This window comes from Bacillus sp. DE0042, assembly GCF_007680225.1.
GTDB classification, from domain to species: Bacteria; Bacillota; Bacilli; order Bacillales; family Bacillaceae_G; genus Bacillus_A; species Bacillus_A wiedmannii.
This window is the reverse complement of the sequence record NZ_VEJP01000010.1, coordinates 1-16,312: the sequence shown is the minus strand read 5'-3', so window position 1 is coordinate 16,312 and position 16,312 is coordinate 1. Positions and strand designations below refer to the sequence as shown.

The 16,312-nt window shown below is 33.9% G+C and carries 12 protein-coding genes and 4 tRNA genes; 1 reads left to right on the top strand and 15 read right to left on the bottom strand.

The features are described from left to right. The 12 genes from FS802_RS26880 to FS802_RS26825 all read right to left on the bottom strand — a co-directional run. A partial coding sequence (locus tag FS802_RS26880; RefSeq protein ID WP_144525643.1) for a leucine-rich repeat domain-containing protein occupies positions 1-2,354 on the bottom strand: 2,354 nt, incomplete at its 3' end. A 129-nt stretch (positions 2,355-2,483) separates the two neighbouring features. After that, positions 2,484-3,659 (bottom strand): sporulation protein YhbH, encoded by a 1,176-nt coding sequence (gene yhbH / locus FS802_RS26875; protein WP_000503502.1) that lies wholly within the window; start codon positions 3,657-3,659, stop codon positions 2,484-2,486. 446 nt (positions 3,660-4,105) lie between these two features. After that, positions 4,106-6,001 carry a PrkA family serine protein kinase gene (locus FS802_RS26870; RefSeq protein WP_098116686.1) on the bottom strand — a complete coding sequence of 632 codons (1,896 nt, stop codon included), beginning with the start codon at positions 5,999-6,001 and terminating at the stop codon, positions 4,106-4,108. 392 nt (positions 6,002-6,393) lie between these two features. Beyond that, the gene (locus FS802_RS26865; protein ID WP_098654541.1) at positions 6,394-8,463 is read right to left on the bottom strand and encodes a sensor domain-containing protein; all 2,070 of its coding nucleotides are present in this window, start codon (positions 8,461-8,463) and stop codon (positions 6,394-6,396) included. A gap of 127 nt (positions 8,464-8,590) precedes the next feature. After that, positions 8,591-9,079: a tRNA (uridine(34)/cytosine(34)/5-carboxymethylaminomethyluridine(34)-2'-O)-methyltransferase TrmL gene (gene trmL / locus FS802_RS26860; protein WP_000538149.1), complete on the bottom strand. Its 489-nt coding sequence runs from the start codon at positions 9,077-9,079 to the stop codon at positions 8,591-8,593. Between the two features lie 58 nt (positions 9,080-9,137). Next, entirely contained in the window at positions 9,138-10,025 is an 888-nt protein-coding gene (locus FS802_RS26855; RefSeq protein WP_098654540.1) for an amidase domain-containing protein, read from the bottom strand. Between the two features lie 44 nt (positions 10,026-10,069). Further along, positions 10,070-11,212 (bottom strand): tRNA epoxyqueuosine(34) reductase QueG, encoded by a 1,143-nt coding sequence (gene queG / locus FS802_RS26850; RefSeq protein ID WP_098116684.1) that lies wholly within the window; start codon positions 11,210-11,212, stop codon positions 10,070-10,072. Positions 11,213-11,411: 199 nt separating this feature from the next. Continuing rightward, positions 11,412-11,485: transfer RNA gene (locus FS802_RS26845), tRNA-Gly, on the bottom strand. A gap of 114 nt (positions 11,486-11,599) precedes the next feature. After that, positions 11,600-12,250, bottom strand: a complete 651-nt coding sequence (locus tag FS802_RS26840; protein ID WP_000841323.1) for a DsbA family protein — start codon at positions 12,248-12,250, stop codon at positions 11,600-11,602. Between the two features lie 187 nt (positions 12,251-12,437). Beyond that, entirely contained in the window at positions 12,438-13,214 is a 777-nt protein-coding gene (locus tag FS802_RS26835; RefSeq protein WP_000664702.1) for a transglycosylase domain-containing protein, read from the bottom strand. Between the two features lie 427 nt (positions 13,215-13,641). Continuing rightward, the gene (locus FS802_RS26830) at positions 13,642-14,103 is read right to left on the bottom strand and encodes an NUDIX hydrolase (RefSeq protein ID WP_098116683.1); all 462 of its coding nucleotides are present in this window, start codon (positions 14,101-14,103) and stop codon (positions 13,642-13,644) included. A 146-nt stretch (positions 14,104-14,249) separates the two neighbouring features. After that, the gene (locus FS802_RS26825; protein ID WP_000532975.1) at positions 14,250-14,969 is read right to left on the bottom strand and encodes a YebC/PmpR family DNA-binding transcriptional regulator; all 720 of its coding nucleotides are present in this window, start codon (positions 14,967-14,969) and stop codon (positions 14,250-14,252) included. A gap of 348 nt (positions 14,970-15,317) precedes the next feature. On the opposite strand from FS802_RS26825, the gene FS802_RS26820 reads away from it, so the two are divergent. After that, positions 15,318-15,638, top strand: coding sequence for a DUF3884 family protein (locus FS802_RS26820; protein WP_000149808.1), 321 nt, complete (start codon positions 15,318-15,320; stop codon positions 15,636-15,638). A gap of 344 nt (positions 15,639-15,982) precedes the next feature. Here the strand turns inward: FS802_RS26820 and FS802_RS26815 are convergent. The 3 genes from FS802_RS26815 to FS802_RS26805 form a co-directional block, all read right to left on the bottom strand. Beyond that, positions 15,983-16,064 (bottom strand) — tRNA-Leu (locus FS802_RS26815). A gap of 9 nt (positions 16,065-16,073) precedes the next feature. Beyond that, positions 16,074-16,144: transfer RNA gene (locus FS802_RS26810), tRNA-Cys, on the bottom strand. A gap of 14 nt (positions 16,145-16,158) precedes the next feature. Further along, positions 16,159-16,233: transfer RNA gene (locus tag FS802_RS26805), tRNA-Gly, on the bottom strand. Between the last annotated feature and the right edge of the window lie 79 nt (positions 16,234-16,312).

Sequence of the window (16,312 nt, the reverse complement as noted above, 5' to 3'; positions counted from 1 at the left end):
TTTACTTCTTCAACTTCTTTCGTTGGTTCTTTTACTTCTTCTTTCGGTATTAATTTTTCTACTATATTCTGCATGACAATGCCACTATATAATATGCCAGTCTCATAATGATCTGCATCTAAATCAAATTCATATATTTTTTCTCCTAAAGTATTCCAAATGATTCCCTCATCAGTAAGCGTTCCACCTTCACTCTTTAGTGTAATCTTTTCAATTGGCTCTCCTTCTAAATTATATACAGGAATTGTCACTTCTTTATTTATTTCTGCAGCATCCAAAATGACCTTTTGCCTTCTAACATCAATTGTTCCCCACTGACCTAATTGTATTAACGGCCTTACATCACGAATCTCATTTTCAGCTAATTTTAAACTAAGTAAGTCTAACATTGAGCCAAGAACCGTTACATCTTTAATACGATTATCTGTAAGATTTAACCATTGTAAATTTTTCAATGAAGATAACGGTGTTACATCTTCAATTTGATTATGAGATACATTTACATCGTTCAATTGTTTCAAGTTTGAGATGAACTCAATATTTTTCAGGCCTACTCCTTCTAAAGTGAGGTTTTCTAAGTTCGTCATGTACTCTAAACCGGTTATATCTTTTATCTCTTTTCCTTTTTCTTTAAGTATCTCTAATTTTTTAATCTGTAATAAATCTTCTTTTGTGATAGGAGTGTTTAAATTCTCTCTACCTAAATTCTCTTTATTAATATGTTGTTGTAAAGTTTTATCGAGAATTAAATTTTCACTTTCTTTTTGTTTTTCAACTATATTCTGTACGACCATCCCATTAAACCTTATTTTACTTTCAGCAGGATTCGTATCTAGTTTAAATTCATATATTTTTTCTCCAGGACTATTCCATTTTATAAATCCGTTACTCAGCGTAGCCCCCTCACTTTTCAATTTAATATTTTGAAGTGGCTCTCCTTTAAAATTGTATACTGGAATTTTTATTTCTTCATCTACGCTTGCTTCATCTAAAAAGATTTTTTGTCTTTGAATATCTATTGAAGTTCGCTTACCCAATTCCTCAACAGACTTTATGTCAGAAATTTCATTCGCTCCAAGATTTATCTCATGTAAATTTGTTAAATTACTCAGTGGCGATATATCAGAGATATAATTCTCTTCTAAATTTAATACTTGTATTTTTACTAATTTAGATAATGATGATATATCTTTTATTTCACTATCAGCAATTTCTAGTTCAATAAGATTACTCATTTTACTAATAGGCTCAACATCACTAATTTTATTATTTCCTATCCATAGTAGTTTCACATTCTTTAACTTCTCAATACCCGAAAGATTACTAATTTGATTATTTGCTAAGTATACTTCTTCTAACGATAACACTGTAAATAATGGTGTAAGATCCTTTATATTATTACCAATTAAATCTAATATTTTAATCTTTTTCATTTGACTTAACGGTGTAAGATCTGCAATTTTGTTATCTCTTAAAAAGAGCATGTCAAGATTCTCTAGCTTAGAAACGGGTTGAATGCTTTCAATTGGATTAGAGGATAAATCTAAATATTTCAAATGTCTCAATCCCGAGATAACAGATATGTCTGTTACATTAGACTCTCTTAATGTCAACTTCTCTAAGTTTGTCATATATTCTAAACCAGCTATTTCATTTATCCCCTCACCTGAGTATATGGATAATGTTTTAATTTGTAATAAATCTTCCTTCGTTATAGGTTCATTTATATTTTTTCTCTCTAAATTATATTTATTAATATGCTGTTGTAATTTCTTATCAACTATTACATTTGCACTTTCATCTTGTTGATCCACTTTATCCTCTTTATTTTCCTTTTGCTTTTCTGGAACGTTATTTTCTAAATTTAAAGCATTTACTTCAAACTGCACTTGATATTTATTATCATAGGCCATTGTCGGAATATAAATATGCATTTGCATATTATATCTTTTTCCTAATTCTCCCACTTCAAACTGAATCACTTTCGTTCCATTTTTCTTTTTATCTTCTGATATTACTGTTACATCATGAAACACACCAGGAGTATGAATATCTTCTGTTTTCAAGTATTTGAAGAAATCACTATCACTTAACGTTGCCGTTACAATTTTCTTTCCATTCTCAATCGTTAACTTAGGATTCTTTATATAAACAGTTGCCATAGACTCCTCATTCGTTTTATCTTTATATGCTTTCATAACAGCATCATATGTACCATCTTCTAAAGCATATCCCTTTTTATTAGCCTCAATTGCTACCGCTGCTAAAGCAGGTGTTGAATACGCAGCAAACGGTAGCGCTAAAGCTGCCGCCACTAATATCGCATTTATATGTTTTCTTTTATTTTTTTTCAACTTTACATCTCCTCCGAAATATATAAATCTAAATGTAATCATATCTCGAATAAATGATAATGATTTTCATTATCATTGTCAACTAAAAAAATAAAAAGTTAACAAAAAAATAACCCCTTTTTAAGGGGGTTATGCCATTTTTTCTCCGGATTCTTCTTTAAAAAAGCTCTTCATCGCATGGAATACGTCTGCTTTTTGCTTTAAAATATAATATCTAAAATTCTCATCTTTAATATTTTTATAGGCTGACATGAGGGTACTATGGCGGTTGTACTGGTTCACTTCCCCATATCCAAACATATTACACTTCTTCATTAACTCTTCGACAAGCTTTACACATCTAGCATTATCTGATGTTAAATTATCACCGTCTGAAAAATGGAATGGATAAATATTATAGCGGTCTGGTGAGTATTTATTATCAATTAGCTCGAGTGCTTTTTTGTATACAGAAGAACAGATCGTTCCGCCACTTTCTCCTTTTGAAAAGAACTCTTCCTCTGTAACGACTTTCGCCTCCGTATGATGAGCAATAAACTCAATATCTACCGTTTCATACTTCGTTCGTAGAAATCTTGTCATCCAGAAAAAGAAGCTACGTGCCATATATTTCTCCCATATTCCCATCGATCCACTCGTATCCATCATCGCTAATACAACAGCTTTTGAATCTGGCTTTAATACTTCATTCCAAGTACGGAACTTTAAATCTTCTTGGTGAATCGGATGAAAAGAGGCTTTACCACGCATCGCATTTCGTTTATATGCGGATATCATCGTTCGTTTCTTATCGATATTTCCCCATAATCCAGTCTTTCTAATGTCATTAAATTCAACATGTTCAATCCGGTTTTCATCTATTTCTTTTCTCTTTAAATTAGGCAGCTCTAATTCTTTGAAAAACGCTTGCTCTAATTCTAGAATAGAGACTTCAGCTTCATAATAATCTTCTCCAGCCGCATCCCCTGCTCCTTGCCCTTTTCCTGGTCCTTTTTGCTTTTGACCACCTGATCCATCTCTCGCAACGACATCACCAACTTTGCTGTCACCATTTCCTTGCCCAACGTGTTTGTTTTTATCATAATTGTACCTAATCTTATATTCATCTAAAGAACGAATCGGTATTTTTACAACATCCTTACCATTAGACATAACTATGCTTTCTTCTGTTACAAGATCGGGTAAATTATTCTTAATTGCCTCTTGTACTTTTTCTTGATGGCGTTGTTGGTCGTCATATCCTTTGCGATGGAGGGACCAGTTTTCCTGTGAAATCGTATAATTTGGTTGGTTTTCTTCACCCATTTCTTTCCCTCCTTACTGTAATTGTCTTCCCCTATGAACAGTAAGCTAGAAATTTTGTTTTATACTGTGCAAGCTAGAATGAAAGATAACTGCCCATCGAAATTCATCCCATAAACATATATAACGTTTTTCATATAATACTCCGAGCATCCTAAACAAAATTTTGCCACTCACATACTAGAAAGAAATATTCAGCCGTTGATAAGAAAGAAACACAATGCATAGTTGCACACATTTACACTTTGCAACATATTGTATTGTGTTGGCTTTTTTCGTATGAATGGTTGGTTACTCTATCATATGCATATTGTAAAAATAATTGACAATAAATTCATGAAATTGCATCTTAATTTATTACATTTGGACAAGGTATGACACTTTACACATATAAATGGATAATAAAACGCTGTCCCGCAAAATACAAGAGACAGCGTTTTATTATCAAACTATCGGTTTAACAGACTACCTACATAGCGTAATAATTCATTCGCAGATGAGGAATTATAGCCGTGCTCATCAATTAAGCGTGCAACAACATCATTGATTTTCTTAAGCTGATTTTCGTCTGGCGTTTTCGTTGATGTTGTAATTTTCACTATATCTTTTAAATCAGCAAATAGTTTTTTCTGAATCGCTTCACGAAGACGCTCATGTGAATTATAATCAAAGCGTTTTCCTTTACGCGCATAAGCAGAAATGCGAATTAAAATTTCTTCACGGAATGCTTTCTTAGCATTTTCTGAAATTCCAATTTGCTCTTCAATTGAGCGCATTAGCTTTTCATCTGGACTCATTTCCTCACCTGTTAATGGATCACGTAATTTCGACTTATTGCAATATGCTTCAACGTTATCTAAGTAATTATCCATAAGTGTCTTCGCTGATTCTTCATATGAATACACGAATGCTTTTTGTACTTCTTTCTTCGCAATTTCATCATATTCTTTTCTCGCTAATGAGATGAAATTCATATAACGCTCTCGATCTTCATTACTAATTGACGGATGCTGATCCAACCCGTCTTTGAGCGATCTAAGTACATCTAATGCGTTAATAGATGGTACCTCTTTTCGAATAATTGTAGAGGAAATTCGATTAATAACATAACGAGGATCAATACCTCTCATACCTTCATCTTGATATTCACGTTGCAGCTCCTCTACATCAATCGCATTATAACCTTCTACCGTTTCTCCATCATATAAACGCATCTTTTTAATTAAATCAATATCCGGACGCTTCGGATCTTTTAAACGCGTTAAAATCGTAAACATTGCTGCAACGCGAAGTGTGTGCGGTGCAATATGCACATTGGATACATCACTTTCACGAATCATTTTTTCATAAATATGTTCTTCTTCACTCACTCGTAAATTGTATGGAACTGGCATTACAATAATTCTTGAGTGCAATGCTTCATTTTTCTTGTTTGCTATGAAGGAACGATACTCCGTTTCATTCGTATGCGCTACAATTAATTCATCTGCTGAAATAAGCGCAAATCTTCCCGCTTTGAAATTCCCTTCTTGCGTAAGCGATAATAAATGCCATAAAAACTTCTCGTCGCATTTTAGCATCTCTTGGAATTCCATCATCCCACGGTTTGCCTTATTCAATTCTCCATCGAAGCGATACGCTCGTGGATCTGATTCTGAACCATATTCTGCGATTGTTGAAAAGTCCAGACTACCTGTTAAATCGGCGATATCTTGTGATTTAGGATCAGACGGGCTAAATGTACCAATCCCTGTACGGCGATCTTCCGAGAAGAAAATACGCTCTACAATTACATCCTCAATTCTTGAACCATATTCTTGCTCTAGACGCATTACGTTTAGTGGCGATAAATTCCCTTCAATTCTAACTCCATACTCACCAAAGAAATCATCCCGTAAATGATGCGGAATTAAATGAAGTGGATCTTCATGCATTGGGCAGCCTTTAATTGCAAAAATTGCTCCTCGATCTGTTCGTGAATATGTTTCTAATCCCCGTTTCAACATCGTAACTAATGTTGATTTCCCTCCACTAACAGGACCCATTAATAATAAAATACGTTTTCTAACATCTAATCGTTTTGCAGATGGATGAAAATATTCCTCCACAAGACGTTCTAAAGCATCCTCTAATCCAAATAGCTGATTACTAAAGAAGTTATACTTTCTTCTACCATCTACTTCTTCGATTCCAGCATCTCTTATCATATTGTAAATGCGAGAGTGTGCTGTTTGAGCCACCCATGGTCTTTCCTTCACAAGCTCTAAATACTCCGCAAACGTACCTTCCCATTGTAACCGTTCTTCTGCTGCTCGATGCTGTTCAATCTTTTTTAGAATATCCATTATAGCTCCTCCCCCATCTCCTTGTTCAATCGGATTATTATAAAAGGTATGCTAGGATGTCCTTAAACATTCTTTAAATCAAAATGAAATATACAGTATTGCTATAAAATTCTCTCCAAAATTCAAAGAAAATTCTGTATAATATAGGTATTAAAGTTTTTACACCTCTATTCATTTTAAATAAATTCTTTTCTTCCAAGAACCTTACATACATTTTGATTCATATTTAAGATTCGTAAACTGAAAAATAGGAGGGATATTAGTATGAAATTATTATTAATTTTAGGTGTATCACTCACATTTCTTACAGCTATTTTCACATCTGGTTACAATGATAAACCCGGTACACATAAAAAGTGATGTGCTTCTTAGCACATCACTTTTTTTATCAATCATTTATAATACACATTTTCCACATCATATTTTGATAAAGGTCGGCTATAATAATAACCTTGCACAAACTTCACATTCTTTTCCTTCAAAAATTGTATTTGTTCCGCTTTTTCTACACCTTCTGCAATTACATTCAATTCCAAAGTATGAGCTAAATGAATAATTGCAGCTGTAATATTCGTATCACGTTCATCCACATGTATACCTTCCATAAAAGAACGATCGATTTTCAACGTATCAATTGGATACGTTTTTAAATAACTTAAAGATGAATATCCCGTCCCAAAATCATCTAAATGAATCTTTAAATTTTGTTCTTTTAATTGTAGCAATACTCTTTTTGATATGTCTTTATGCATAAGGGCCCCTTCTGTAACCTCTATCGCTAATAGATGAGCTGGTACATTGTACTTATGTAAAGCCCGTGTAATCATCTCTATTAATGTAATCGAGCGAAAGTGCCTGGCTGAAATATTAACTGCAATCGGGACAACTTCATATCCTTTATTTAACCATTCACGTATTTGCCGACACACTTCATTTACTACCCATTCATCAAGCTTAATAATAAATCCTGTTCTTTCTGCTAGCGGAATAAATTGATTGGGAGAGACAAATCCCAATTCTTTATGCTCCCACCTTATTAAAGCTTCCATACTCGCTATTTTTTTCGTTTCAATATTCATTTGTGGCTGATAATACAAGCAGAATTCATTTTTTTCTATAGCACGATGCAATTGGTTTTCTATTATAAATCTTTGTTCACGCTCACAATCTAATCCACTGCAATAAAACTGATAATGCCCTTTTCCTTTTTCTTTTGCTTTTTCCAAAGCAGCATCAACTCTTTGGAATAATATTTTTTCATCCTCTCCATCTGTTGGAGCCATTACAATTCCGATTGACGCACTTAAATAGACGTCCTCTTCTTCGATTACAAAATGTTCACTAATCTTTTTTAGTATTCTTTTTGCAACTATCTCTACACATTCTTTCGTTATATTTTCTATTAACATAACAAATTGATCATCGTGTTCTCTAAATAAGTGCATACCGTCTATTTGAAAACTGCTTAAACATTCTGTAACTTTTTGTAATACTTTATCTCCTTCTTTATGACCAAAAGTATCATTAATAAGGTGAAATTCATCTAAATCTATAAAAACAAGCGCAAACTCTGTATTATCATTTAAAAAAACATTTAACTTATTTGCACATGAAATTCTATTCATTAATCCTGTTAATTGGTCATAATAAGCTAAATATTCTGTTCGCATTTCATTCAATACTTGTCTTGTAACATCCCTCGTAACAATATATACCCCAACAATTTCGGCGTTCACAATAATCGGAATAGTTCTCAAAGAAATATAGAGCTCGTACCCTTCTTTATGAACATATTTCTTTGAAACAATTTGTTTTGCCCTTCCTTGCAGGGCTCCTTTAAATATAATTTGAAAATCTTTTTCATATTCTTTATTAATAAATTCAAAAATAAATTTATTATGTAATTCTTCATATCGATATCCAAATATTTCATACGTTGCTGGATTTGCATATGTAATTCTACCTATAGAATCCATAGATATAATGGAGTCATTATTATATTCTAATAACGACTTAAACAACATTTGTTTTTCCTCTATCTCTGCCTTTTCCTCAATCTGAGCTGTGATATCCCTCGTAATACAAATAATAAACTGACATACTCCTTCTTCGTCGAATACAGGATTAAGTGAAGATTCATAATGTAACTCACCCTTTGGTAAACTAACTACATCACAAAAGGTATGTGCTTTCGCTTCGCTCGCTACTTTTGCATATTGCACTTGCAATATTTCCGCCGTATCTTCTGATAATACTTCAGCAAACGTTTTTCCATAACATTCTGCGCCTAGCTTCGCATAATCCATACCTATCTTATTTACATAAATATATTTAAAGGTTTCCTCATCCATAACTTTCACAATAAATACTAAATCTTGAATGGCATGTAATAGTCCTCTTCTTATTAAATCCATATCTATCATACTTAAAAAGGTATTTTGATTATTATATTGTTCCTTCATATTTATCTCAACCCGTCTAATCTATTTTTATTCATATATCCCATTCTATATGAATATGTACCCTTTTTTAAATGTATGATTACATATTATTTTTATTTTTAGAAAAAAAGTCGCCATATGGCGACTTTTAATAAACAATTTCTAAATCTAATCCCGGATAATTTTGTTGACGGAATGCTTCATAAATTAAAATAGCTGCTGTATTAGATAAATTTAATGAGCGCACTTTATCAGTCATTGGAATACGTAAACAATGATCGAAATTTTCTTCGATTACATTAGCTGGTAAGCCGTTTGTTTCTCTTCCAAATACAAAATAGTAATCCTTCTCACGTTTGCTATAATCAAATGCTGTATGAGCTTTCTCGCCATACTTTGTTAAATAGAAGAATTCACCGTCTTTATTTTTCTCATAAAATTCTTCAATTGAATCATAATACGTAACTTTCACGTGCTGCCAATAATCTAATCCTGCACGCTTTAACATTTTATCATCCGTTGAAAATCCAAGCGGTCTAATCAAATGTAATTCTGTTCCAGTTGCTGCACAAGTACGAGCAATATTCCCTGTATTTGCTGGAATTTCTGGTTGATATAAAACAACATGTACTCCCACGCGATATTCACCTCTGTTTTTTGTCTACTACGTATTATACCACTTGAGCGAAAAATCTCTACCCATTAATAATATGAAAGAATTTATATTTCATTTGTGGTGTATATTTACTAGAATCTTCATAGTTCCAATAACGCCGACGGCTATTCGCTGAATGTGCATTCACAAGTGGCATACCATCTGCGTCTTTGGCTACTACAATCGTCGTATGATTCCACCTACCATCATCCTCGAAATCATAAGCAATGACATCACCAAGAATAAGGTCCTCTGGTCTTTCTACTGCTTCTGCTCGAAGCCCAGTTGTAGCACCTGACAAATACCAATAAAAAGAGTGTGCGACAGCCCAGCTCCAACTCCACTGATTCTCCCTTTGCCACCATCCTTTACGAATATTAGGGTATCCATTCATTGGTACTTCTCCAGTATGAAGACATTGAGAAATAAAATTCGTACAATTATCAGGGAAATTACGATATACAGGGTTTCTATCATCCCACCAACGCTCTGCATATTTAACTGCCTCTAAACGGTTATACTGATAAGAACCATACTTCTCTTTTGTAACTTCTCTTTCTAACGTCTCACTCATTCCAACTGCTTCTGGTACTTCAATAGCATAATCACCTATTACCCGGCTATTATTTAAACAAACTCTTCGCTTTAGTTGTTCCTCTTCGATATAAAATAATTCTTTATGCTTAATTAAATATTTAAAATGTATTTGATAATCAATTTCTTGATGATTGCTATTATTTAATTGTCTCATGAAAGAAACATCCGCAGTTGCTTTCACTATATCTGCATTACGCTTTTGAAACAATTGTTTCTTTCTCTGTGCTATTTGTAATAAATCTTCAGCAATACCATCTACATTTGTTCGTTTCTCTATTACATATGCTAAAAATTGTTGTACTTGCTTTTCAATATTTATTTTTACAACCATTTCGTCTCCCTCCCATATTACAATATGAAAAAGGGAGATATTATCTACTCTTTTTTCTGAGCTAACAATTCAAGTCCGCGATTCATTTCATGAAGAACCTCTTCATCTTTCTCACGTTGCATCGCTTTTTCAATAGCTTCGCCCACGCCATCTCCACCAATTTTCCCAAGTGCCCATGCTGCTGTTCCGCGAAGTACTGGTCTTGGATCGTCTTTCATAACACCAATTAAATCAGGAATTGCTAATGCCTCTTTAAAATGCGCAAGTGCCAAAATTGCATTTCGTTGCAACGGCTTTTTACCTCTCCATGAACCAGACATAATTCCATATTTCTCTTTAAAATCACGATTACTAATTGTTAAAAGTGGTGTTAATAAAGGCTTAACTAACTCAGGATCTGGTTCCATCTCAGGGTGGTTATGAAAATCCATTCCTTTATTTTTCGGACAAACAGTCTGACATGTATCACATCCATAAATACGATTACCTATTTTTTCGCGATATTCTTCCGGTAGGAACCCTTTCGTCTGTGTTAAAAATGCAATACATTTCTTCGAGTCTAACTGTCCTCCTTGTATTAAAGCACCTGTAGGACAAACATCAATACATTTTGTACAACTTCCACATTGATCTTCTATCGGCTGATCTGGTGGGAAGGGAACGTTTGTAATTATTTCTCCTAAATATACATACGAACCAAATTCAGGTGTAATAATAGCGCAATTCTTACCACTCCATCCAATACCCGCACGCTCCGAAACAGCTCGATCACTTAATTCACCTGTATCAACCATTGACTTAACTTCTATATCGGGAAGCTTTTCGATTAAATATGCTTCTAATTTTTGCAAACGATCTCGTAAAACAAGATGATAATCTTGTCCCCAAGAGGCACGACAAAAAATACCGCGGCGTTCTCCGCGCTTACTTAATGGTGCATTTTTTAATTTTGAAGGATACGCTAATGCAATCGCAATAATTGATTTTGCACCAGGTAGTAGAAGCTGTGGGTTCGTTCTTTTTTCTATATCAGACTCTTCAAATCCCGATTGATAATTTAATTGTTGTTGCTGGATTAACCTCTGCTTTAATTCCTCAAATGGTGAAGCACTAGCAAAGCCTATTTTATCTATACCAATTGTTTTACTATACGTAATGACATCTTGCTTTAATTGTTCAAAATCCATTCTTAATCGCCTCCTCAGATGAATCCATCCCTTATGTAACGACTATATTGGTTAGCAATTCACTTTTGGAATACTATTCTTTACTTCTATTTTCGCATACAATTATATTTTTCAAACATTAAAAAACGCAATGCCTCGTTTATCTTAGAAACGAAACACTGCGTTGATCACAATTTATAGAAAAACATTTAATAAAATTTGGAGCGGGTGAAGAGAATCGAACTCTCGACCAGAGCTTGGAAGGCTCTTGTTTTACCACTAAACTACACCCGCAAATATGAAAAAAATATAAGATATTAGAATAACTTATGTAAAGTAGTATAGCATGTAAAAAAAACGGAAGCAAGAATTTTATCGAAAAAAGTCGAAAAAGTGATGAGATACTCATCACTTTTTCAATTCTTTATCAATCGCCTTCTTCATACTATCAAAATCAGGGTTTGCAAGATTTCCGTTTATATATACTGAAGGAGCACCTTGAACTTTTAATTTTTGAGCACGATCTGAATCTTTACGTACTTTTTCTTTTATTTCTTTACTGTGTAAATCTTTCTTAAATTGTTCTACATCAACTTTCGGAAGCTTCTCTTTCACAATGTTAAGAAGTAATTCTTCTGTAATCCATTCTTCCGTGTCTTTCTTTTGACTTTGATAAATTTCATCATAGAAAATCCAGAATGAATCTTGATCTTGTTTATAAATTGCTTCACCAGCTGCTGCACCTAAATCAGAGTCTTTTCCGATAAATGGGAAGTTAATAAAGTATAACTGCACTTTACCTTTATCAATATACTCTTCTTTTAATCGTGGTAATACTGTTACATCCCAAGTACGACACGCAGGACATTTGAAGTCTCCAAATTCAACTACCTTAACTGGTGCATCATCTTTCCCTAAAGATTGTTGTGTGGAATAAGCAAACATCTCATTCCCTTTATCTTTTTTGTCATTTATGATGCTATACGCAATTGTTCCGATTACAATTAATACTGCGATAGAAAAAACTACACCAAGAGCCATGAGTTTATTTGATTTCATATACATTCCTCTTTAAATTCATATTCTGTATACAGCATTGTACACAATACACATAATATCAACACTTATATACGTCACGCAATGAACACGCTCACATAAATTACAAAAATACAATAATTGTGACGATATTGTGTCACAATTTGTCACAATTTATTCAAAAAAAGAAGCTCCTATGTAGGAGCTTCCTTTAGCTTACTGCTTTTTCGCGCGCATTATTTAACATCGACTGCTCTGTTTTTATATCATGACGAATTACTAATTTCTCACTAACTGCTTGCACATACTCATCATGATTGATATAGCCTTCCTTCTCCATCAATCTCAAAACGACATTTCGTCTCTCTACGGCCTTATCATAATTTTGTGCAGGTGAGTAATAAGCAGGTGCTTTTACTACAGCAGCCATCATTGCACTTTCAGCCAGCGTTAATTGGTCCACCTTTTTACCGAAGTAAAGGTTTGCCGCTTTTTCAATTCCCCATGCTCCTTCTCCGTAATAAATATTACTTACATACAATTTTAAAATTTCATCCTTCGTAAATGTACGTTCAATTTTTTTCGTATAGAAAATCTCTTTCCACTTACGAGAAAATGTACGTTCATTCGTTAAAAAAGCATTTTTGGATAACTGCTGTGTAATTGTGCTTCCGCCTTGCACAACACCACCAGCCTTTATATTCTCAACAGACGCTCTGACAATCGCTATATAATCTAAACCATTATGATGATAAAACCTTTTATCTTCTGTCGCAATAAATGCATGTGTTAATGATTCTGGCACCTCTAACTTAGCCGGTACATGTAATTTACTAATATCACTTTGCTCGATCATTACATTTCCAACGAATAATAATGTACAACTTAACAATAATAATAAAATAATGGCTTTATAAAAGAATTTAGTCATTGGATTTAATGCAACTTTTTGATGATAGTTCACCCTAGATAATACTCGTTCTTTCATCTTGAACACCTCTTTTCCACACAGCATATAACTCTTACTTTAAGAATACCTTGTTGTAAAAAAACATCCCATCGATTTCTCTTACACGTACCTTACATCATTGTAAGGTATAAAAAAGTATTGTATCACAGTCTTTTTTTATCTACTATTCATCTGAAATATTGAATATAGATTATGCTAAACCAATAGCAGAGTATACCTTAAGCCTATACTTCCCTATTAAAACACCCTATTTTCATTATATCATCTACAAATATATATATTTGTAAGTATCTAGTAATCTAAATGTATACAATATATCATACATTATACAGAACAAACGTTCTAAAAATCAACACTAGCACTATTATTATTTTGACCTTTTTCTTAAACAGTATACAAAAAAGAGTAGTGATTTGATTGTATCTCAAACCGGCTACTCTTTTCTTTACAATCTACCTATTAAATTATACGGCTGCACTTCCCACGTTTCGTACGGAATACAATGTGTTGCTCTCATCGCATCAAGCGTTCTGGATTTCATATGAGGACGCGTTATATACTCATCTATGTTCTCTTCATTTAAAGCAACAAATTTAGCCTCTTGTATTTCTTCAGGTTGAATTTTTATTTCACCGCTCACATATGCCACTTTAAAAACAACAGCCAAAATATGCATAGAAGCATTATAGTAAACACCTGTAACTCCAATCGGCTTCACAGTTAAACCGGTTTCCTCAAACATTTCCCTACAAACTGCTTGATCGAGCGCTTCTCCTTCTTCCACCTGTCCTCCTGGCAACTCCCACGTATCCGATCGCCAATGTACTTTAGCTAATAACACTTCATCTTTTTCATTTGTTAAATAACCTGCTACAGCAACGATATGCTTTGGTGTTTTATGTTCCATATTAAACCTCCTAGAAATAATGATTATTTCATATATCCCTATAAGCATATTCCCTGTCTACAACAAAATACCTTTACTAATTCATCAACTAAATTAACTTCATAAAAAAAGCCCCTATCCGTTAAACGGGCAGGGCTTCTATCGTATTATTCTCCTAAGTCTACGTTGTGGTAAACTTGTTGCACATCTTCTAAATCTTCTAATGCATCAACCATTTTTTCAAATTGTACTTGAGCATCTTCAGGAAGTTCTACATCACTTTGTGCAAGCATTGTTAATTCTGCAACTGTGAATTCTTCAACACCAGCATCTTTAAGTGCAGATTGTACGGAATGGAATTGATCAGGTTCAGCATACACGATAACAGAATCTTCTTCTTCTAGAATGTCACGTGCATCAACATCTGCTTCCATTAAAATTTCAAGAACTTCATCTGATGTTTTACCTTCAAGACCGATAACAGCTGTCGCATCAAACATGTAAGCTACAGAACCGTTTACACCCATGTTACCACTGTTTTTGCTAAATGCAGCTCGTACATCTGCTGCAGTACGGTTTACGTTATTTGTAAGTGTATCTACAATTACCATAGATCCGTTTGGTCCGAATCCTTCATAACGAAGCTCGTCATAATTTTCTTCTGAACCGCCTTTTGCCTTTTCAACTGCACGATCAATAATTGTTCTTGGTACGTTGTATGTTTTCGCACGTTCTAATACAACTCTAAGCGCTTGGTTTGATTCTGGATCTGGCTCGCCTTGTTTTGCTGCCACATAAATCTCACGTCCAAATTTCGCGTATATACGGCTTGTATTTGCATCTTTTGATGCTTTTTTTTCTTTAATATTATTCCATTTACGACCCATACTTTCCACTCTCTTTCCCGTTTTAAATCTACATAAAAATATTAATATAAAATATAACGTGTATTCAACACATTTTTAAAAGAAATATAAAAAGTTCATTTTTGATTCATATTACAGACATAATATAAATTACTATCATTTTGTTCTATCCGCAAGTTATATTATACATGAATTCCTACATTTATCACGAATTTTAGAATTACATAACATAATTTAACAAAAGAGACTCTAACATTTCTGTTAGAGTCTTTTAACATCGCTGATTCCCATAATATTTCCTTAATTACTTTCTATTGCTGTATAATTAAAATAGGAAAAAATTTGAAGGAAAGATAGGGGAGAGTAATTATGACACATTCAAATGAGAAAAAAGCACATGGTCTTAAAGGGATAGGAGAAAAGCTAAACCCAACTATCTATCAAGTGAGATTCATGAAATTAGATGAACCAATTCACTTTGAGTCGTTTCCTGAATTAAAGGAATTAGGGGATTGGTTGAGTACTTCAACGCAAATGTGGTCGTGCCACTCAACTATGTACAAGTACAACAGAGAAGAATTTGAAAAGAAGTTTTTAGAAATTACGAAATTAACAGCTGATCATGTGCTAATATCTACTGGTGGTGTCGGATTTAACTTCATGTCACCAGGATGGGGAGATTCTCTATAAAATGGAACTAAAAGGATAAAAATGAATATTCGTTTTTATCCTTTTAGTGTTTCGCAGTTTACTCCAACTGAACTGTATCGTATGGGCTTTGATAGAGAAAAATTTTTAAAAGTAAATAAGGTGGATCGATTTTTAACGTTCAGTCGTTCAAGCAAACGTTTTATTTTATTGTATGGGTCTTAAATTTCGAAGTTGGCAATCAGTATAGAATATTTTAATTCAGCTTCCGATTATAATATTCTACGTTTACTCACCGCACATTTTTTATGCTTATTTTATCGCGCGAAGAAAACATAAAAAAACTCTATACAATTAGTATAGAGTTTTTTTTACGCCGTTCGTGATACCGATGGTCGGGGTCGAACCGACACTCCCGAAGGAACACGATTTTGAGTCGTGCGCGTCTGCCAATTCCGCCACATCGGCACAAAAGAAAGGCGGCAACCGGATTTGAACCGGTGGTAAAGGTTTTGCAGACCTCTGCCTTACCACTTGGCTATGCCGCCATGTTAAATTTTATTGGAGCGGAAGACGGGATTCGAACCCGCGACCCCAACCTTGGCAAGGTTGTATTCTACCACTGAACTACTTCCGCAAAAATGGCTGGGCTAGCTGGATTCGAACCAGCGCATGACGGAGTCAAAGTCCGTTGCCTTACCGCTTGGCTATAGCCC

Coding starts and splice junctions, on each gene's coding strand:
- FS802_RS26835 (WP_000664702.1), bottom strand. CDS start 13,214: ATGAAAGAACGAGTATTATCTAGGGTGAACTATCATCAAAAAGTTGCA.
- FS802_RS26870 (WP_098116686.1), bottom strand. CDS start 6,001: ATGGATATTCTAAAAAAGATTGAACAGCATCGAGCAGCAGAAGAACGG.
- FS802_RS26840 (WP_000841323.1), bottom strand. CDS start 12,250: ATGAAATCAAATAAACTCATGGCTCTTGGTGTAGTTTTTTCTATCGCA.
- FS802_RS26820 (WP_000149808.1), top strand. CDS start 15,318: ATGACACATTCAAATGAGAAAAAAGCACATGGTCTTAAAGGGATAGGA.
- queG (WP_098116684.1), bottom strand. CDS start 11,212: ATGGATTTTGAACAATTAAAGCAAGATGTCATTACGTATAGTAAAACA.
- FS802_RS26865 (WP_098654541.1), bottom strand. CDS start 8,463: ATGAAGGAACAATATAATAATCAAAATACCTTTTTAAGTATGATAGAT.
- yhbH (WP_000503502.1), bottom strand. CDS start 3,659: ATGGGTGAAGAAAACCAACCAAATTATACGATTTCACAGGAAAACTGG.
- FS802_RS26825 (WP_000532975.1), bottom strand. CDS start 14,969: ATGGGTCGTAAATGGAATAATATTAAAGAAAAAAAAGCATCAAAAGAT.
- FS802_RS26855 (WP_098654540.1), bottom strand. CDS start 10,025: ATGGTTGTAAAAATAAATATTGAAAAGCAAGTACAACAATTTTTAGCA.
- FS802_RS26830 (WP_098116683.1), bottom strand. CDS start 14,103: ATGGAACATAAAACACCAAAGCATATCGTTGCTGTAGCAGGTTATTTA.